The sequence below is a fragment of the Sedimentibacter sp. MB31-C6 genome (assembly GCF_035934735.1).
Lineage (GTDB): Bacteria > Bacillota > Clostridia > Tissierellales > Sedimentibacteraceae > Sedimentibacter.
Map to the genome: position 1 here is coordinate 1,141,082 of NZ_CP142396.1, position 19,622 is coordinate 1,160,703.

The 19,622-nt window shown below is 29.2% G+C and carries 19 protein-coding genes and 1 other RNA gene; 3 read left to right on the top strand and 17 right to left on the bottom strand.

What is annotated here, in order from left to right:
• Positions 1–15: 15 nt before the first annotated feature.
• From U8307_RS05485 to U8307_RS05505, 5 genes are all read right to left on the bottom strand, one after another.
• On the bottom strand, positions 16–1,203 hold the full coding sequence (locus U8307_RS05485) for a sodium ion-translocating decarboxylase subunit beta (protein WP_326910898.1): 1,188 nt from the start codon (positions 1,201–1,203) through the stop codon (positions 16–18).
• Positions 1,204–1,226: 23 nt separating this feature from the next.
• Complete coding sequence (locus U8307_RS05490) at positions 1,227–1,364, bottom strand: OadG family protein (protein WP_326910900.1); 138 nt, start codon at positions 1,362–1,364, stop codon at positions 1,227–1,229.
• Positions 1,365–1,625: 261 nt separating this feature from the next.
• A complete protein-coding gene (locus U8307_RS05495; RefSeq protein WP_326910902.1) occupies positions 1,626–2,267 on the bottom strand; it encodes a hypothetical protein in 642 nt (213 codons plus the stop codon).
• A 102-nt stretch (positions 2,268–2,369) separates the two neighbouring features.
• Complete coding sequence (locus U8307_RS05500; RefSeq protein ID WP_326910904.1) at positions 2,370–3,308, bottom strand: AEC family transporter; 939 nt, start codon at positions 3,306–3,308, stop codon at positions 2,370–2,372.
• Between the two features lie 38 nt (positions 3,309–3,346).
• Positions 3,347–4,384 (bottom strand): M42 family metallopeptidase, encoded by a 1,038-nt coding sequence (locus tag U8307_RS05505; RefSeq protein ID WP_326910906.1) that lies wholly within the window; start codon positions 4,382–4,384, stop codon positions 3,347–3,349.
• Between the two features lie 113 nt (positions 4,385–4,497).
• Here U8307_RS05505 and U8307_RS05510 point away from each other — a divergent pair, with 113 nt between their 5' ends.
• Positions 4,498–6,480: an alpha/beta hydrolase family protein gene (locus U8307_RS05510; RefSeq protein WP_326910908.1), complete on the top strand. Its 1,983-nt coding sequence runs from the start codon at positions 4,498–4,500 to the stop codon at positions 6,478–6,480.
• A 63-nt stretch (positions 6,481–6,543) separates the two neighbouring features.
• Here U8307_RS05510 and U8307_RS05515 read toward each other — a convergent pair whose 3' ends face one another.
• From U8307_RS05515 to U8307_RS05550, 8 genes are all read right to left on the bottom strand, one after another.
• Complete coding sequence (locus tag U8307_RS05515) at positions 6,544–7,191, bottom strand: CBS and ACT domain-containing protein (protein WP_326910910.1); 648 nt, start codon at positions 7,189–7,191, stop codon at positions 6,544–6,546.
• Positions 7,192–7,193: 2 nt separating this feature from the next.
• A complete protein-coding gene (locus tag U8307_RS05520; RefSeq protein WP_326910912.1) occupies positions 7,194–7,901 on the bottom strand; it encodes an ABC transporter ATP-binding protein in 708 nt (235 codons plus the stop codon).
• Positions 7,902–8,678, bottom strand: coding sequence for an ABC transporter ATP-binding protein (locus tag U8307_RS05525; RefSeq protein ID WP_326910914.1), 777 nt, complete (start codon positions 8,676–8,678; stop codon positions 7,902–7,904).
• Positions 8,679–8,692: 14 nt separating this feature from the next.
• Positions 8,693–9,643 (bottom strand): branched-chain amino acid ABC transporter permease, encoded by a 951-nt coding sequence (locus U8307_RS05530; protein ID WP_326910916.1) that lies wholly within the window; start codon positions 9,641–9,643, stop codon positions 8,693–8,695.
• Position 9,644: 1 nt separating this feature from the next.
• Positions 9,645–10,523 (bottom strand): branched-chain amino acid ABC transporter permease, encoded by an 879-nt coding sequence (locus tag U8307_RS05535; RefSeq protein ID WP_326910918.1) that lies wholly within the window; start codon positions 10,521–10,523, stop codon positions 9,645–9,647.
• Positions 10,524–10,623: 100 nt separating this feature from the next.
• Complete coding sequence (locus U8307_RS05540) at positions 10,624–11,817, bottom strand: ABC transporter substrate-binding protein (RefSeq protein WP_326910920.1); 1,194 nt, start codon at positions 11,815–11,817, stop codon at positions 10,624–10,626.
• A gap of 343 nt (positions 11,818–12,160) precedes the next feature.
• Positions 12,161–12,376, bottom strand: a complete 216-nt coding sequence (locus U8307_RS05545) for a hypothetical protein (RefSeq protein ID WP_326910922.1) — start codon at positions 12,374–12,376, stop codon at positions 12,161–12,163.
• A 63-nt stretch (positions 12,377–12,439) separates the two neighbouring features.
• Positions 12,440–12,838 (bottom strand): hypothetical protein, encoded by a 399-nt coding sequence (locus tag U8307_RS05550; protein ID WP_326910924.1) that lies wholly within the window; start codon positions 12,836–12,838, stop codon positions 12,440–12,442.
• 156 nt (positions 12,839–12,994) lie between these two features.
• Between U8307_RS05550 and U8307_RS05555 the strand changes: the two genes are divergently transcribed.
• Both U8307_RS05555 and U8307_RS05560 read left to right on the top strand, forming a co-directional pair.
• The gene (locus tag U8307_RS05555; RefSeq protein WP_326910926.1) at positions 12,995–14,341 is read left to right on the top strand and encodes a GerMN domain-containing protein; all 1,347 of its coding nucleotides are present in this window, start codon (positions 12,995–12,997) and stop codon (positions 14,339–14,341) included.
• Positions 14,342–14,374: 33 nt separating this feature from the next.
• Positions 14,375–14,767 carry a hypothetical protein gene (locus tag U8307_RS05560; RefSeq protein WP_326910927.1) on the top strand — a complete coding sequence of 131 codons (393 nt, stop codon included), beginning with the start codon at positions 14,375–14,377 and terminating at the stop codon, positions 14,765–14,767.
• A 113-nt stretch (positions 14,768–14,880) separates the two neighbouring features.
• Here U8307_RS05560 and U8307_RS05565 read toward each other — a convergent pair whose 3' ends face one another.
• From U8307_RS05565 to U8307_RS05580, 4 genes are all read right to left on the bottom strand, one after another.
• Positions 14,881–15,396 (bottom strand): ECF transporter S component, encoded by a 516-nt coding sequence (locus U8307_RS05565; protein WP_326910928.1) that lies wholly within the window; start codon positions 15,394–15,396, stop codon positions 14,881–14,883.
• Positions 15,397–15,600: 204 nt separating this feature from the next.
• Positions 15,601–15,864, bottom strand: an RNA gene (gene ffs / locus U8307_RS05570) — signal recognition particle sRNA large type.
• A gap of 47 nt (positions 15,865–15,911) precedes the next feature.
• Positions 15,912–17,741 (bottom strand): ABC transporter ATP-binding protein, encoded by a 1,830-nt coding sequence (locus U8307_RS05575; protein WP_326910930.1) that lies wholly within the window; start codon positions 17,739–17,741, stop codon positions 15,912–15,914.
• 18 nt (positions 17,742–17,759) lie between these two features.
• Complete coding sequence (locus U8307_RS05580) at positions 17,760–19,571, bottom strand: ABC transporter ATP-binding protein (RefSeq protein ID WP_326910932.1); 1,812 nt, start codon at positions 19,569–19,571, stop codon at positions 17,760–17,762.
• Between the last annotated feature and the right edge of the window lie 51 nt (positions 19,572–19,622).

Below are 19,622 nucleotides of genomic sequence, written 5' to 3' on the forward strand. Positions count from 1 at the left end.
ATTAATTATTAACTTTTAACCAAAGAACATCAATAACAAACCTGCTGCAACTGCTGAGCCAATTACTCCTGCAACATTTGGACCCATTGCATGCATTAATAAGAAGTTTGCTGGATTATACTTTTGACCTTCTTTTTGAACAACACGAGCTGCCATGGGTACTGCTGATACTCCTGCTGCTCCAATAAGCGGATTAATTTTTCCACCGCTTGTCTTATACATAATTTTACCGAATATAACACCTGTTGCTGTACCAAAACTAAATGCAATTAATCCTAATATTATAATCATAAGGGTTTTAGTATTAAGGAATGCAACTGCACTTGCCTTTGCACCAACTGTTATACCTAAAAATATAGTTACAATATACATTAAAGAATTCGTAGATGTTTCTGTAAGCTTTGGAACAACTCCTGATTCCTTAAATAAATTACCAAGCATAAGCATACCTATTAATGATGCTGCAGATGGTAATACTAATATAGTGAAAATTGTTACAATTATTGGGAATAATATTTTTTCTGTTTTACTAACAGGTCTTAACTGCTGCATTTTAACTTTTCTTTCTTCTTCTGTTGTTAAGGCTTTCATAATAGGTGGTTGAATTATAGGTACTAGCGCCATATAAGAATATGCAGCTATTGCTATAGGCCCTAACAAATCTGGAGCAAGTTTACTTGTTATATATAATGCTGTTGGTCCATCTGCTCCACCAATTATACCAATTGATGCTGCTTCTGCACCTGTAAAGCTAACGATACCAGTTTGATTAAGAAAAATCGCTCCTAAAAATGTGAAAAATATTCCGAACTGTGCTGCGGCTCCTAAAAGCATACTTCTTGGATTAGCTATTAATGGCCCAAAATCTGTACTTGCACCTACGCATAAGAATATAAGAGGTGGATAAATTCCTAAATCAACACCTTGATATAAATAGTACAATAGTCCTCCATTTTGGTCCCCTAAAGGCCCATCCATAAGTCCTGCTAATGGAAGATTTACTAATAACATACCAAAAGCAATAGGTATTAATAAATATGGTTCATAACCCTTTTTAATTGCTAAATACAAAAATATACATGCGATACCTATCATTATTAAATTGCCTGGTAACATTAAATTAAAACCGAATAATTCCAATTCTACCAATTTAAATATTTGAGAAAAACCAGTCGTCTCCCAAAAATCAATAATTAATTCCATAATATTCTCCTTAAAAAATAATTTTAATTAGACTTCTTAACAAATAAATGAGTTAAATCTATTATGTAAGATATTGCTAGTAAGACTACAAATACTACTGCCATACTAAACAAAGTTACAACTAACCCATCAGATATATCTACAGCTATTCCTTTAAACATTTTTTTCACCACCAATCCATAATTATAAACATTGTTAGTATAGACAATATTTTTTGTAAAGTCAAGCTTGTTTGTTAAATTGCAAGACATAATTATAATAATTCATAATTAAATAATCTAATATATTAAAAACGCATTATTTATGAAAGTACGTACATTAATAATACTTTATACTATCAAAAAAATGCAAGTTTACGTTTAACTTTTTCATAAAAAAAGGGTTAAGCTATTAAACTTAACCCTGAATTATTATAATAATTTCTATCTAAATTTATTGTTGTTATTATTGTTTTTATTGTTATCAAACCTATTATCATTTTTGTTTTCAAAATTATTTCTATTATTAGATTTATTTTGATTGTTATTATCTTTATCTTCAAACCTATTATTTAGTTCAAATCTCATGTAACTATTTCTATTAACTAAATCGTCATTATTTCTAAACTCATTATTGTTGTTTCTATTGTTATTTCTTAACTCATTGTTATTTCTATTGTTATTTCTGTCTCTAAATTCGTTGTTATTATTGTTTCTAAATTCATTATTGTTTCTATTTCTTAATTCATTATTGTTAATATTTCTTAATTCACTTTTATTATTGTTTCTTAACTCGTTGTTATTGTTGTTTCTTAACTCATTGTTATTAATGTTTCTTAATTCATTGTTATTGTTGTTGTTTCGTAATTCATTGTTTCTAAAATTATTATTATTGTTATTTTGATTGTTTTTATAATTATTTATCATGTTTTTCTGCTGTTCTCTAAAACTTTGCTGACTGTCTAAATTAACTTGATCCTCCCAATTTTTCATTTTTTCATTAATGTCATTTTTATTTTTGTTTTGATTATTGTTAAAATTCTTTATAGTAATCATCCCTTCATAATTGATATATTGTAATTGCATTAAGCATCTACAAATATATTATTTGCAATAAATTTTTAATTATTAATTTCTTAATATATATTATGAATAATTAATTACCTTTTTTGTTATAAAATTCTTTTTTTAGATTAAGTTAATCATTTTTAATACATAAACAAACATGAAAATAGTTATCGCACTAACTATTGTACTAACAAATACTAATTGTCCAGCCAATTCGTAATTACAATTATATTGTTGTGCCATTGTATAACTTGATACAGCTATTGGTGATGCAGCAAAAATAAACAATATTCCTAAGTCTGAACCTCTAAACCCAAAAATTAATGAAATAATAATTATTATTACAGGTATTATTATAAGTTTCGTTAAAACAACTGAAATAATATATTTTATATTATCTCCAATTTTCGTAATTTCTATTTCTCCCCCTAAAACCATAAGAGCAAGTGGAGTTGCCATAACAGCCAGATCAGATATTGTTTTCTCTATTGAAGTAGGTAATTTTAAATTTATTGATGTTGCAATTATTCCAAGCATTGAACCTATAATTAAAGGATTTTTTAAAATATTTATTGTAATTCTTTTAATGTCTAATTTATCCTTAGAATACATTTCAAGAACTATCACTGCTGTAAAGTTGTAAATTGGAATTATTATTCCTATTAATGTTGAAGTCACAGCAACACTAGATTCACCGAATATATTTGAACATAGAGGAATTCCAAATAAAACTATGTTACTTCTAAATAAGCCTTGAATTATTACTCCAATATTTCTTTTATCTTTTTCAAATTTAGGTATAATAATAAACAAAGCACCAATTGTTATTATCACTATGCTAATAGCAAATATAATTAATTTCAAGTTTACAGCCTTTGAAATTTCACTATTGTATATATTATTAAACAATAATGCTGGTAATAATACTTTAAATGCGAACTTATTTGCAGTTTTTAAAAAGCTATCATTAAAAATATTTATTTTTCGTAGAAATGTTCCTAAACACATAATAAGAAATAAGGGCAAAACAACATTAATTGAGAATATTAAATTTTCCACACTGATTTCCTTTCAATCCGTTGAATTTTGTTTTTTAATCATTCAGTTAAATAAGCATATATTAATTTTATCGTATTTTCTAACCCTTTAACATGAGTTCTTTCCATTCCATGAGAAGCGTGAACTCCTGGGCCTATTAGACCTCCTCTTATATTGTTTCCTGCCCTAAGAGAAGCTGTAACATCAGATCCGTACATTGGATAAACATCTACTGCATATTTTAATTTATGTTTTTTAGCAAGATTAATTAATCTCGTTGTAATATCATAATCATATGGACCTCCACTATCCTTTGCACATATGGACACATCTTGTTCTGTACATGATAAATCAAGTCCTATACAACCCATATCTATCCCTATTAATTCATCAATGTCTTCAGGAATATTGGAACAGCCATGTCCAACTTCTTCATAAGTGGAAATTATAATTTTTACATTACATCTTGGTTTTTCTTCAAGTCTTTTAAATGTTTCCATCAAACTAAGAGCACAAGCTGTACCTGCCTTATCATCTAAGTATCTTGATTTTATAAAGCGTGATTTTGTTATATTAAATTTAGGTTCTATAGAAATAAAATCGCCTGTTATAATATTTAGTGCTTCCACATCGGCTTTTGAACTTACAACTTCATCAAGTCTAACCATCATATTTTCTTCATTTCTTTCTTTATTTTTTGAATCAGGATAAACATGCGCAGCTGGTGAAGTAGAAAGTATTGTTCCTGTATAAACTTGTCCTATTCTTGTATGTATTTTACAATATTCCCCATCTAAAGTAGGAAATAAGTTTCCTCCTATAGTAGTAATTTTTAAAGTTCCATCACTATTTATGGATCTTACCATAGCACCAAGTGTATCTACATGAACTGGAATTCCAATACAATAGTTATCATCAACACCTTTTATTTCTATAATTCCATTTCCTTTATTATTTTTTTCAAACTTATATCCATATTCCTTAACAATTGACTCTATATGAGCCATTACATCTTTAGAAAATCCTGAAGGACTTGGTATTTTGATTATCTCTTCTAATGTTTTCAAAGTAAATTCTAGGTTTAATTTAAATGACATTGTTTTCTCCCTTTTTCCATGTTATTTAAAATACTTAATTGCATATAGTTATTATTATATATATAATAATTATAATAACAGATAAAATAAAATAAGTAAATGGAGGAATGAAAATGGAAAATTTGAAGTTGAAGGATTTCTTAGATTACAAATTTTTATCAGAATTAGAGCTATCTCCAGATAAAAAATACGGAGCTTTTGTTATGCATTCTGCCAATTATGAAAGTAATAAGTATTTATCAAACATTTGGATTTTGAATTGTGCTACTTTAGAATATAAAAAACTTACATCATTGAATGAAGAAAAAAACTTTATTTGGTTAGATAATAATACAATTCTTTTCCCCTCAATGAGAGATGAAAAGCTAAAGAAAGAAATTAAAAAGGGAGAACAATGGACAGTTTATTATACTATCGATATTCATGGTGGTGAAGCCAATGAATATATGCGTATTCCAATGAAAGTTACAGATATTAAAAAAATAGCTGATGAAATGTTTTTGTTTACTGCTACATATGACCATTATGGTATTAATTTACATTCAATAGAAGAAGAAAAATCAAAAGCAATTGAAATAATAAAAGATAATAAAGACTACGAAATATTAGATGAAATACCATTTTGGACAAATGGTGAAGGTTTTACTAATAAAAAAAGAAATATGCTTTATTTATATGATAAAGGAGCAAATAATATTGTTCCTATTTCAAAACAATTTGAAAACATTAGTATAACCAGCATAAAAGATGGAAAGGCACTTTTTGTATCAGAATGTTTCACAAATAAGGCTGAACAAACTAACGAGCTATATCTTTATGAATTATATTCAAAGGAAGCCACTTGTCTAGTTGATGAAGAAGAAGGCTACAACATAGAATTTGCTGAATTTGTTGGTAATAATATCATTTTTAGTGGATCACTTATGGATGAATATGGGTTAAATCAAAATTGCAATTTCTATAAAATTAATAATAATAACATAGTTTTGCTTTATAGACACGACTTTGGCTTAGGTGATTCAGTAGGTTCTGACTGCAGGTTTGGAGGAGGTGCAGATGTAAGAGTATATAACAATTCGCTGTACTTTATTTCAACTGAGTCCAAAAGTTCTTACATAAAAAAGCTATCCCTTGATGGTGAAATAGAAAAACTTACTACAGATAACGGCTCCATAGATTGCTTTGATATATGTAATGAAGGAATTCTATTTATAGGTCTTAGAGGAACTAAGCTTCAGGAAATCTATAAGTTAAACTCTGAAACAGAAAAACAAATAACAAAATTTAATGAAATAATATTAGAAACAAAAAATATTATAAAACCTGAACCTATTGAATTTATAAATGATGACATGAAAATTGAAGGTTTCGTATTAAAGCCTGTTAATTATAATGAAAACAAATCTTACCCAGGTATCCTAGATATTCATGGAGGTCCTAAAACTGTCTTTGGTGAAGTTTTTTATCACGAAATGCAGTATTGGGCAAACGAAGGGTATTTCGTATTTTACTGTAATCCAAGGGGAAGTGACGGAAGAGGTGATGAATTTGCAGACATTAGAGGAAAATATGGTACAATTGATTATGATGATATAATGAAATTTACAGATTTTGTACTACAGAAATATCCTCAAATTGACTCTAAACGTATTGGGGTTACTGGCGGTTCGTATGGTGGTTTTATGACAAACTGGATTATAGGTCACACTGATAGATTTAAATGTGCAGTTTCACAGAGAAGTATATCAAATTGGATTTCTAAGTTCGGAACAACTGACATTGGATATTATTTTAATTCAGACCAAAATCTATCAACACCTTGGGATAATGTTGAAAAAATGTGGTGGCATTCTCCACTAAAATATGCAAATCAAGTAGTTACACCTACATTGTTCATTCATTCAGAGGAAGATTACCGTTGTTGGCTAGCAGAAGGACTTCAAATGTTTACCGCTCTTAAATATCATGGAGTTGATGCAAGACTATGCATGTTCAAAGGTGAAAACCATGAATTAAGTCGAAGTGGAAAGCCTAAACATAGAGTTAGAAGACTAGAAGAAATGACTAATTGGTTCAAAAAATATTTAAGCATATAACATAATCTATAAATAAAGCAAAGATTCTCATACTCATAATTGAATCTTCGCTTTATCTTAATTTTATTTTTTATCATTTTTTAAAACATGTTCTATTCTATATCCATGTTCTAATAGTCTTTTTTCAATTTCATTTGTATTTAGTGTATTTGTTCTAATAACTACATCACTTTTACCGTTATCACCATGATAAGCTACAATATGAGTTATGTTAGCATCAAAAGATTTAAAAATATCTGCCATGTCTGCAAGAGCACCTGGTACATCTTTAGATTCAACTGTTATTCTGCTTCCATTCTCTTTGAATCCTAATAAATCTATAAAAGCATCGAAAATATCACTCTCTGTGATTATTCCAATTATTTTATTATTTTCAACTACTGGTAATGTACCTATTCTATTTTTTCTCATAATTACTGCTGCTTCTTCTAATAAGCTATCTGGAGAAATAGTAATAGGGTTTTTGCTCATTGCATCTTTTACTGTAACTTTTGATAAAAGATAATTAATTTCAAATATACTTAAAGATGTTGCCTTTGTTGGAGACACTTTTTGTATATCACCTTGAGTTAATATACCAATAACTTTTTCATTATCAGTGACAGGAAGTCTCTTAAGATTATTATCTCTAAATATCTCTACTGCATCATTAATTGGTGCATCATAAGCAATCGTATACGGATTTACAGTCATCCTATTTTTAACATACATAACTATTCTCCTCCTAAATATGATTTTTGGATTTCATCACTATTAATTAATTCCTCACCAGTACCAGTCATAGCAATTGACCCAGTTTCAATTACATAAGCTCTATGTGCAATTGATAATGCCATCCTAGCATTTTGCTCGACTAGTAATATTGTAACGCCTTCACTATTTATATTCTTTATTATTTCAAAGATTTCCCTTACAAGTAGCGGTGCAAGCCCCATTGAAGGTTCGTCTAGTAATAAAATTTTAGGTTTAGACATAAGTGCACGACCCATAGCTAGCATTTGCTGTTCTCCACCAGACAAGGTACCAGCTAATTGTTTTTTCCTTTTACCTAGTATTGGAAAAAGTTCATATACGTGTTCTATGTCCCTTTTTATTATAACTTTATCTTTTCTTAGAAATGCACCCATTTCTAAGTTTTCTAACACACTCATATCTGGAAATATTCTTCTACCTTCTGGAACTTGCGAAACATTCATTCGAACCCTCTGAGGAGCTGAAAGATTAGTTATATCTTTTCCCTCTAGTATAATCTCGCCACTTGTAGCCTTATTTAATCCAGAGATTGTACGTAGAGTAGTTGTTTTTCCTGCTCCATTTGCTCCAATTAAAGTAACAATTTCGCCTTCATTTACAGTTAAAGAAACGTCCTTTAAAGCATGGATAACTCCATAATGCACATTAAGGTTCTTTATCTCAAGCATTTACAAATCCCCTCCTAAGTAGGCTTCAATAACCTTTTTATTTTTTCTAACTTCTGAAGGAACTCCAGAAGCAATCATCATGCCGTAGTCCAAAACATAAATACGTTCACAAATTTTCATAACTAAAGACATATCGTGTTCAATTAAAAGAATAGATAGTCCAAATTCTTTTCTTATCTTTGCAATAGTATTTGTAAGATTTTCTGTTTCTTTAGGATTCATACCAGCAGCAGGTTCATCCAAAAGTAACAATGCTGGTTTTGTAGCCATAGCCCTTACAATTTCTAGATGTCTTTGTTCTCCATATGGAAGATTTTTAGCTAACTCATTCTTCTTATGGGTTAATTTAAATATATCCATTAATTTTTCAGCTTCACAGACTAGTCTTTCTTCTTCTTTGTAGAATTTATTAAATCGAAAAAGGGCAGATGGCATATTATAATCAATTTTTTGATGCATTGCAATTCTAATATTATCTAAAACAGATAAATCTTTAAAAAGTCTAATATTTTGAAATGTACGACTCACCCCAGATTTAGTTACATTATATGGTTTGAGCCCTCCAATTTCCTTTTCATTTCCATTTATATTTAACTTTATACTACCTTTTGTAGGCTCATATACTCCAGTAAGCAGATTAAATAAAGTTGTTTTTCCTGCTCCATTTGGGCCTATAAGTCCTATAAGTTCTCCTTTTTCAATATACATACTTACATTAGATACTGCTGTAAGTCCCCCAAAGGACTTTGTTAATTTATCAACTGAAAGCAACGACATTATGGGCTCCTCCTTTATTCAATTTTCTCACCTTTTTTCTTAAATTTAAATAAATCACTAACTTCTTTAGTTCCCATTAAACCTTGCGGTCTAAATATCATTATAGCTACTAACAGAATAGCATATATTATCATTCTTAATTCTGCATATTTTTGTAAAGCTGTTGTTATTATAGCAAGACCTATTGCTGCAATTACAGATCCTGTAATACTTCCCATTCCTCCTAATACAACTATTACTAAAATATCTATTGATTTTTGAAAGCTAAATAAAGTTGGTTTTATAAAGTAAAAATAGGATGAATATAAAGCGCCAGCAATTCCTGCAAATAATGCACCTAATGCAAATGCCATAACTTTATATTTTGTTGTATTTATTCCCATTGATTCAGCTGCAATTTCATCTTCACGTATTGAAATACAAGCTCGTCCTTGTGAAGATTTTATAAAGTTATTTATTAATATAATAGTTCCAGTAGTAAAAATGAATAACCATAGCCAATTTGTATATCTTGGTATTCCATTTAAACCAGCTGCTCCATTTGTAATCTCCATATTTAAAAATATTACACGGATAATCTCTGCCATACCTAATGTGGCAATAGCTAAATAATCACCTTTAAGTCTTAAAGTTGGAATACCTATTACTACCCCTACAATTGCAGCTGCAACAGCACCAGCAAAAATACCAATAAGGAATCCAGAAGTTGAATTCATATTCATATTAATAATTGCACCAACATAGGCACCTATTGACATAAAACCAGCATGGCCTAAAGAAAATTGTCCAGTAAAACCTGTAACTAAATTTAAACTTACTGCTAATATTATATTAATACAAATGGTAGCTAATGTAATTTCATAAAAACTATTTATGATTCCTGTAGAAATAAGAGCTTGGACAGCTGCATAAAACAATAAAATCAAAACAAAAATTATTATATTCTTTTTATTAAATACTTTCATATTACACCTTCTCTTTCGTATTCTTACCTAAAAGTCCTGACGGTTTTAAGATAAGTATTAAAATTAAAAATGCAAATACTGCAGCGTCCCTATACATTGAATTACCATATCCAGAAACCAAAGTTTCCATAACACCTATAGATAATCCACCTATCATAGCACCTGGTATACTTCCTATACCCCCAAATACTGCCGCTATAAAAGCCTTTAACCCTGGCATCATTCCCATTAATGGATCTATTGAATTATAATAAATACCAACTAGTACTCCTCCTGCGCCTGCTAAAGCAGAACCAATAGCAAAAGTAAATGATATTGTACTATTTACATTGATTCCCATTAATTGAGCTGCATCTTTATCGGCTGAAACAGCTCTCATTGACTTTCCAACTTTTGTTTTCTTAACAATAAACTGTAGTATTATCATCAATACAATTGCAGTTATAATAATATAAATCTGTTGCATGCTTATAACAATACTTCCAAAATTAAATATTTCCTCTGATAATAGTTTTGGATAAGACCTTACTTCTGCACCTACAAAAAACATCATAGTATATTCTATAAGTAAAGACATTCCAATTGCAGTAATTAAAACTGCTATTCTTGATGAATTTCTTAATGGCTTATATGCTATTTTTTCAACAAGCATTCCAAGTATGGCACATGCAACCATAGAAATAATAAGAGCAGGTATAAACCCTAAATTTGCATAAGTTGTAACTGCAAACCCAATATAAGCACCAATCATATATACATCTCCATGGGCAAAATTAATAAGTTTTATAATTCCATAAACCATTGTGTATCCTAAAGCAATCAAAGCATAAATACTTCCTAAAGAAATTCCGTTAATCATTTGTTGTAATAATTGATCCAAAGTAGCACCTCCTTACGATACAATAAATTAAAGAATTAAGTTAGTGTAACAAGCACACTAACTTAATTAATAAGTTCCTATTAAATTAAATTCAAAAACTTTATTTTGGATCTACTTTAACACTTGATGATTGAACACCATTGTCTAATTTAATAACAACTGCAGACTTTATTGGATTATGATCTTGTCCCATATCGAAACTACCAGTTACACCAACAAATCCTTTCGTCGAAGCTAAGGCATCTTTAATAGCTACTGGATCTGTTGAATCGGCACGCTCAATTGCATCAGCAATAAAGTATCCTAAGTCATAGCCAAGAGCATTAAAGGCATTAGGTTCAACACCATTTTTTTCTTTGAATGTAGTTATAAATTCCTGAACTAATGGATCTTCGTCTATAGATGAATAATGGTTAGAGAAATATACATCAGTTAAAGCTTCAGCTCCAGCTAGTTCTAAAAGAACTGGTGAATCAAAACCATCTGCTCCAAGTATAGGAGCATCAATTCCTAAATCACGAGCTTGTTTTATAATAAGACCAGCTTCTTGATAATATCCAGGTATAAAAATTACGTCAAAATCCTCGCCTTTTATACTAGTTAAAATAGCCTTAAAATCTTTATCTTTTGCTACATAACCTTCTTGAGCAACTATTGTTCCTCCAGAGCCTTTGAAAGTTTCAACAAAATTTTCTGCTAGTCCTTTTCCATAATCACTTGAATTATCCTGAATTATTACTGCTTTCTTAGCATCAAGGTTATTTAAAGCAAAATTAGCCATTGTAACCCCTTGGAATGAATCATTGAAACATAAACGAAATACATAGTCATTTACATTTCCACCATTATCCACAGTTACACCTTTATCTGCAGTTGCAGAAGCAGATATTACTGGAATTTCATTTTGCATAGCTACTGGTATAGTAGCCATGAAATCACCTGATGTTGCAGGACCAAGACAAGCAACAACTCCTTCTTGAGTCATAAGTCTTGTTGCTAATGACGTCGCTTCTGCAGAATCTGACTTGTTGTCTACTTCTACAGGAACAATCTGCATACCATTAATTCCACCATTAGCATTAATTTCGTCAAATGCCATCATTATACCATCAACATTAGATACTCCATATGATGCAACTTCACCAGTTAATTCAAAATTTATACCTATCTTAACTTCTGTCGCAGAGCCATTTTCATCTGTGTTTTCATTTTTTGCTTCGCCACCACTACAGCCTGCTAATAATCCTATTATTAATATAACTGCTAGTAATGATAAAAAAGATTTTTTCTTCATTTGTGTAACACCACCTTGCTGTTTTTTATAAATTTAAAACTTATATTAATACAGGGATTTGTTTTTGTCAACAACTATTTTTTTGTTAATTTTTAGCCATTATCAGTTTCAAATAATTATGCAATAATATTAATTTTTGTAAAACAATTAGTAAATATGCATTTTCCAAGACTTACATCAGCTACATGCGTATGCGTTTTGTATACAATTATAATGATTTGTTTCGCATTTTATTTTTAATAAATAAAATAACCTTCAATATATTAAAAATTTCAATAAATATGCAAAAAGTTTCTTGGACTCCCAAGAAACTTTTCACTAATGTACTTCAATTTCTTAAAAATTAGCAACCACGTCTATCCCTAATATCATCGTTGTCGCAGCATAGGAACAATACTATTAATAACAAGAAGAAGAATAACAGGCTGTCACCATCTCCAAATCCACCAATACCTCCAACTAAACCGTCATCTCCACCACAACATGTAAATAAAACAACTAATAATAAGAAAAAGAATAATAAGTTATCTCCGTTGTCTCCTAATATATTGTTAAACATTTAAAGACCTCCTAAATAATTAATTTTTCTATATATTATTCAGCACCTTCCTTAAGTGTTACTTCATTCTTCATCATTTAAAGATTTTAAAAAAAATATTAATTTATTAAATAAACCATCATCATCCTCAGCATACAAATTTCCCTTAAATTTCGGTTTTAAATATAACTCATCTCTTTCTTTATATTCATTATGATGTAAGTTATTTATACCATATTTTACTGAATCTATATCTTGAATAAGACTCAAGAATTTCTTTGCACTTTCTTTTGTTTTGTTATCTTTATTACTAAATAATAATTTTATAAAGTCTTCCAATCTGTCCATCTCTGATATTTTATTAACATTTTTAACATAGTCATAATCATACGAATTATTCCTCATCCTATTCAATATATATAAAATTTCCATCATGTCTTCCATTATTAAAAAAGATTTAGGGTTCGTCTTTCCTCTATACACATTACCACCTCATATACTTTTATTTATTATATGTAATTTGTAATAAAGTTGTCATTGATATAAGAATGAGATTAATTAACAAAATTTATCTATTTTTATTGTTTTTTTTAAGCTTTGTTATATAATGTAGGTATAAGATATAAACGAGGTATATATATGAGGATAATTAACAATATTATAATAATCTGTTTAATAGGTCTGTTATCAACTACATATTTATTTAATTTATCACCTATAAATTACAAGGATACTATAGAAATCGAAACTCCAACTGAAACAAGCACATTAAAATTAGAAGTTGATTCAACTGATTTCACAAATCCTGAATCAATAATAGTTAAGCATATTGCAAAAAAGGATGAAGTAACTAAAAGTGTTTCAAATAGTGTATTTACAGCAAATATATATCAGCAAGACACATTAATTAGTAGCAATATTACTGATTTAGAACTTTTATCACCTTCATCTGATATGAATATTTCTATAAACGAAGATAATCCAATGATAACCACATTAGATGTAAGCCAAAAAAAGTTAAAACTTGATGATGGTACATACAAAATAGTACTTCAATCAAATCTGATAAGTAATCCTGAAAATTCTAAAGTAACAATTAATGTAACATATGATACGAATGGAGCTTATTATTCAGCATTGAATTCTGCTCCAGCTGGTACGAAAGGTTTAACTTTATACTTTGCTACAGAGAATATCGATACATTGATACCTGTAACAAGATTTGTTGTAGAAGATAAATCAATTACTAGAATGGCAATTGAACAACTTCAAAATGGACCACTAAGTAATAACATGAAAACATTAATAGGTGACGTTGTAAATACAACCTATAATAACGGTAATGTAGTAATTGATCTGCCAAGTAGTTATGAAGAATACAACAATAGTAATTATGGACAAAAGTCGCATCAATCATTTGTTAAATCAATTTTTGCCGTTGATAGATATTGGCCTATATATAGTGTGAAATTTACTGTTGATAGAAAAATTGTTGATACATATTTTAACAATGTTGATACAAAAAAACCTATACCAAATATTGAAGATTATTATATTTATTTAGCTTATAAAATTGATGATAGATATTTCTTGTTTGATTATAATGTAGATACAAATTTAACTGGAATTACCAATAATGATTCCACTGAAATAATTGCTCAAAAATTATATGATTTATATTTTGATTTAGAACTAAACTTTGGAAGAAATCCAATTCCTGAAAGCATTATATTGAAAGGAGTATCTGCTGAAGGAAATTATTTAAAATTAGATTTTAATGAAGCTTTTAAAAAAGCCTATGAAAATAAAGATGATTTAAGAATGATGATGATTGAATCATTAATTTATACATTTACTACAATTCCAAATATCGATGGAATTTTAATAACTGTTGATAATGAACCTTTAAATAATTATGTTAAAAACGTGGATTTAACAGGCATTTTATATCCACCTGAATTTATTAACCCAGAAGTAATTCAATAGTCATTTAACTTGTCTTAGAAAGGAGGGATTTAAATGAACCCTTTTAGAAATTTTATGTTAGGAAGATATGGAACTGATCAATTGACTTTAGCATTACTTATTTTAGGAATTATTTTTACCTTTATAGGTGATGCTTTAGATATTATTATATTGACCTTATTATCATATATAATATTTGGAGCTTGTGCTTTCCGAATGTTATCTAGAAACACTTCTATAAGACAAAGTGAGAATATTAAATTCTTAAAGTTTTGGAATCCAATAGGTGCTTGGCTTAAAGTTAAGTTTAGTGAAATTAAAAATATCAGAAATTATAAATATTTTAAATGTCCTAATTGCAAACAAAGTCTACGTGTTCCAAGAGGTAAAGGTAAAATAGCTATAACATGCAAAAAATGCAACACTAAATTTATCAAAAATTCATAATCTAACTGTAGGTATGCATTTCATCCATACCGCAGGACAATTATGTTTCGCACTATTTCACTGTAGGGTATGCATTGCATGCATACCGCGGGGCGCATAAAATGCGCCCCCTACTATTTTATTATATTTTTACCAATTGATGTATTTCTAAATGCTACTACAAATATTACAGATACTATAATTCCAGCCAACGATTGAATAGTATTTCCTGGTATATCCATAAGAGTAGATATAAAACTTCCAACCATTATTGATCCTACAACATAATAAGCTACTACCTGCCATACGCTTCCTACAATTGCACCAAGTATCCAGCTTAATTTATTATTTTGTGGCATTTTCTTAATTATATAACCCATGAGTAAGGCCATAATACCTTTAATAATGAATGTCGGTATAGCGTAATGACTATATCCACCTAATATATCTGCTAATGCAGCACCTATACTGCCAGCCCACGCACCATTCTTTCCACCAAGCAAAATTACTGCTATAAAAATAAAACCATCACCTAAATGTGTATATCCATTTGTTACAACTGAAGGAACTTTTATTGTAAATGTTGCTACACACACTAATGCAGCTAATAATGAAGTATAAACCATACTTTTTATCATTTTATCACTCATTTTTTCACCTACTTACATTATTATTGTATTTTAATTATACAATATTCTGTACTCTATAAAAGATACAGTTTAATGTTTTTAATAGGTGACAAAATTAAAAAATATATGTGTATTTAAAAAATCGATAAAAAAAAGAATATGTTTCCATATCCATAGTATTATCTTTTATTAAATTCTGCATTACTGCATTCTTAATTATTAAAGCTGTGCACCCTTTTTCGACATTAATTCACAAGCGTTACTCCAACAGTTAACTCAAACCCAGCAACCTTGCGACACACAAAAGGGTCTACTTACTGCTGCTTCCTTCCGGACCTGACAGGATTCATAGGATTTTGTTGCGCAAGACCAAGTTCTCAACGTCACTTACTAAAGTCAGACCTCACAAACTAAGCCTCTAAAAGGGAATTCCACCTTGCTACAGCGGATTGCAAGTACAGGGCACCGCTACCTCCCCATGTAGCACAGCATAATGAATAATATCATATATCAATCTTAGTGTCAATGTAAAATATTTACTTTAAAACTTCCAAAGTTTTCTCTTCTTCTATTTGTTTAGTATATAGATTATAGTAATATCCTTTTTTGTCAATTAAATCTTTGTGTTTCCCTCTCTCAGCAATTTTCCCATCTTTTACTACTAAAATTAAATCAGCTTTTTTTATTGTAGAAAGTCTATGAGCAATTATAAATGAAGTACGACCTTTCAATAAATAATCTATGCCTTTTTGTATTAACCTTTCAGTATTTGTATCTATGGAGGAAGTTGCTTCATCTAATACAAAAATTCTAGGATCTGCTAATATAGCTCTAGCAATAGATATCAATTGCTTTTCTCCTGTAGATAATCTGTCTCCTCCTTCACCTACTTGACTATTATATCCTTCTTCAAGTTTTTCAATAACTGTATCTACTGAAACTATTTTAGAAGCTTTTTCGATTTCTTCATCAGTAGCATCTAATCTACCATATCTTATATTTTCTTTAATTGTCCCTGAGAACAAATGAGGATTTTGCAATACATATCCTATATTTGAATGAAGCCAAAGCTGTGACCTTTCTCTATAATCTTTACCATCAATTAATATTTGACCTTCTGTAGGTTCAAAAAACCTACATGCTAAATTTACTAAAGTACTTTTTCCAGCACCTGTCTCTCCTACTATGGCAACATTAGTTCCAGCTGGTATTATTAAATTAAAATTCTTAAGAACCTCTTCGTCCCCATCTGGATATTTAAAGGTTACATCTTTAAATTCTATATCGCCTTTTATTGATTCCCAATTTTCTTTTTTAGGATTTATATTGTCCCCATATCTTTCAACAACATCATCTCTATCTTTTATCAAAGGGTCTTTTTCCATAAGTTCAGTAACTCTCTCAATATTTGCCTGTAATGAAACTACTTCTGCGAAGATTCTTGCTAATTGTTGTATTGGTTCAAAAATATTTATTGCATAAGAAAGGAAAGCAGAAAGAGTTCCTAACTGTATCAACCCATTTATAGTAAGATGTCCGCCTCTTGCCAGCACAATAGCAGTAGCAGCAGAGCCAAAAAATACTATAATCGGTATAAAAATAGCATTTAATTTTGCCATTCTCATAGACTTCATATTCATAGACTCTGTTACTTTTCTAAACTTACTATAATTATTATCTTCAATAACTAGAGTTTTAGTTGTTCGAGCTCCTGTTATTCCTTCATTAAACTCACCAGTCATTTTAGAATTAATTTTTCTTAATTCTCTATTTGTTTCAAGTATCCTTTTTTGAAAATACATAGTAATTAAAGCCATTACTGGTACTACAATAATAACTAACAAAGCCAACTTGTAGTTTAAAAAAAACATAGCTATAAATACTCCAATAACATAAGCTATAGCCCAGAATACATCAACTAATCCCCAAGCTATCATAGTTCCTATTTTATTAGTATCACTCAATACTCTAGCCATTATATATCCTACTGGTGTAGTATTGTAATAAGATAAAGAAAGCTTTTGTAAATGTGTAAATACTGTTTCTCTTAAATCATAACCTAAACGCATTTCTATCTTAATAGCAAGGCGAGCAAAAATAACTATATTAATAACTTGCATAATAAGAGTAGCACCATACAAGATAATAAAGCTTATTAGTCCTTCAGTTTTACTAGGTACAATAAAATTATCTACAGCATACTTTTGAAACAGAGGCATTAAAATGTCTATAAATGCCGAAAGAAGCATGAATATTATAATTCCAATCATCATTCTTGTATAAGGTTTAAAAAATGGAATTAGCTTCATCCATACCTTTGTATTAAATGATTTATATTTATAATTATCTTCTTCATAATATGTCATTAAATCACCTTCTTTCCACTAATCATTATCATCATATATATTCATTTGAACATTATATATATTTTTATAAATACCATCACGTTTTATTAACTCTTCATGAGTTCCTATATCTGATACTTTACCTTTATCTAGAACAAGAATAATATCAGCTTCCATTAATGTTGTAATACGATGTGAAATTAAAATAACCGTAGATTTATTTTTTCTCTTTTTTAATGCGATACGAATATTAGCATCTGTTTCTGCATCAACAGCAGACAAAGAATCATCAAAAACCATAATTGGAGTATTTTGAAGTAACATCCTAGCCATAGCAACTCGTTGCTTTTGACCTCCAGACAAAGTTACTCCTCTTTCACCAACTATTGTATCATATCCCTTAGAAAAATTTTCTATTGATTTATGTACCTGTGCTGTTGAAGAAGCCTCTTCTATTTCTTCGTCAGTTGCATTAGGTTTTACTATTTTTATATTTTCTTTAATAGTTCTTGAAAATAAAAATGGTTCTTGAAGTACCATTCCAATATTTTTTCTTAAATAATCTCTTTTTATATCCCTAATATCAATTCCACCTATTGTTATTGAGCCATTATTTTCTGTTAAATCATATAAACGGTTTAACAAGTGCATAAGAGTTGTTTTGCCAGAACCTGTACCTCCAAGTATAGCAAAGGTTGTATTAGCTTTAATTTTAAAACTTACATCATTTACAACAGGATTGTTACCTTCGTAATAATAAGTTACATTGTTAAACTCAATATCACCATTCAAATCAGGAGTAATATTATCAGCTTCATCCTCTTCTGCAGGTTCTTTTAATATTTCGCAAATTCTGCCTACTGAAACCCTAGTTTTGCTTAATTCGCCTAATATTCGCCCAAAACTTCTTACTGGCCACGCAAGCATCTGATTATACGTTACAAAAACAAGAAATTCTCCTAATGTTATGACACCATTTACAGCTTGAATTACACCTAAACTTATAACAGTCATAATTTGTAATCCTGTTACAAAATCTCCTAAACCCCAGTAATATCCCAATTGGTAACCTAATTTAACCCACAAATCAGAAAATTTATTATTTTTCTCAGAAAATTTTTCTATTTCATAACTTTCTCGACCAAAAGCTCTGACTACCCTAACACCAGTTAAATTTTCCTGAGCAGATGTAAACAATTCACCTTCAGCCTCATCAGCAACTAAAAACTTCTTAGATAAAATACCATAAAAAATAGATGAATAAATTATTATAATAGGTATGAATATTAAAACAACTAAAGTTAGTTTAAAATTCATTGAAAACATTAGTAATAATGAAACTAAAATTAACATTACAGTTCTAAACATTTCCGACAACTGAGTAGAAAGAAAATTTCTCAAAATTTCTACATCAGATGTAGCTCGTTGTATTATATCTCCTGTTTGATTCTTAATATGCCAACTATATGGTAATTTTTGAATATGTTCATACAAACTATTTCTTATGTTTTTTATAATTCCTTCAGAACCCTTCGCAATGAACGTTCTACCTATATAATCACAAATAGAAGTACTTAATGCTAAAAGTATAACTACAACAGTACATAGCCATAAATTTAATCTTAAGCCTTCTCTACCACCAACAGCTTCAATTATATTCATTATCGGTACTGCATAATTCATAGGAATTTCACCTATTACAGAGTCAACTGTAAATCTAATAACTTGAGGAGTTGCAAAACTAGTTAGAACCCTTAGAATCGTTGCAATTGCAGAAATAAATAAAAATCTTTTTAGTCCCCTTGAATATGACAAAATTATTCCTGCATTTGATTTGTTTTTATTTTTCATGTACACCTCCGTCAAAAAATCCCAAAGTATAACACCTTGGGCTCTTTTTTA

Excerpts from the sequence above, each read along its gene's own strand:
- U8307_RS05485 (WP_326910898.1), bottom strand. The coding sequence starts at position 1,203 with ATGGAATTAATTATTGATTTTTGGGAGACGACTGGTTTTTCTCAAATA.
- U8307_RS05490 (WP_326910900.1), bottom strand. The coding sequence starts at position 1,364 with ATGTTTAAAGGAATAGCTGTAGATATATCTGATGGGTTAGTTGTAACT.
- U8307_RS05495 (WP_326910902.1), bottom strand. The coding sequence starts at position 2,267 with ATGCAATTACAATATATCAATTATGAAGGGATGATTACTATAAAGAAT.
- U8307_RS05505 (WP_326910906.1), bottom strand. The coding sequence starts at position 4,384 with ATGTCATTTAAATTAAACCTAGAATTTACTTTGAAAACATTAGAAGAG.
- U8307_RS05510 (WP_326910908.1), top strand. The coding sequence starts at position 4,498 with ATGGAAAATTTGAAGTTGAAGGATTTCTTAGATTACAAATTTTTATCA.
- U8307_RS05515 (WP_326910910.1), bottom strand. The coding sequence starts at position 7,191 with ATGTATGTTAAAAATAGGATGACTGTAAATCCGTATACGATTGCTTAT.
- U8307_RS05520 (WP_326910912.1), bottom strand. The coding sequence starts at position 7,901 with ATGCTTGAGATAAAGAACCTTAATGTGCATTATGGAGTTATCCATGCT.
- U8307_RS05525 (WP_326910914.1), bottom strand. The coding sequence starts at position 8,678 with ATGTCGTTGCTTTCAGTTGATAAATTAACAAAGTCCTTTGGGGGACTT.
- U8307_RS05530 (WP_326910916.1), bottom strand. The coding sequence starts at position 9,643 with ATGAAAGTATTTAATAAAAAGAATATAATAATTTTTGTTTTGATTTTA.
- U8307_RS05540 (WP_326910920.1), bottom strand. The coding sequence starts at position 11,817 with ATGAAGAAAAAATCTTTTTTATCATTACTAGCAGTTATATTAATAATA.
- U8307_RS05545 (WP_326910922.1), bottom strand. The coding sequence starts at position 12,376 with ATGTTTAACAATATATTAGGAGACAACGGAGATAACTTATTATTCTTT.
- U8307_RS05555 (WP_326910926.1), top strand. The coding sequence starts at position 12,995 with ATGAGGATAATTAACAATATTATAATAATCTGTTTAATAGGTCTGTTA.
- U8307_RS05560 (WP_326910927.1), top strand. The coding sequence starts at position 14,375 with ATGAACCCTTTTAGAAATTTTATGTTAGGAAGATATGGAACTGATCAA.
- U8307_RS05565 (WP_326910928.1), bottom strand. The coding sequence starts at position 15,396 with ATGAGTGATAAAATGATAAAAAGTATGGTTTATACTTCATTATTAGCT.
- U8307_RS05575 (WP_326910930.1), bottom strand. The coding sequence starts at position 17,741 with ATGACATATTATGAAGAAGATAATTATAAATATAAATCATTTAATACA.
- U8307_RS05580 (WP_326910932.1), bottom strand. The coding sequence starts at position 19,571 with ATGAAAAATAAAAACAAATCAAATGCAGGAATAATTTTGTCATATTCA.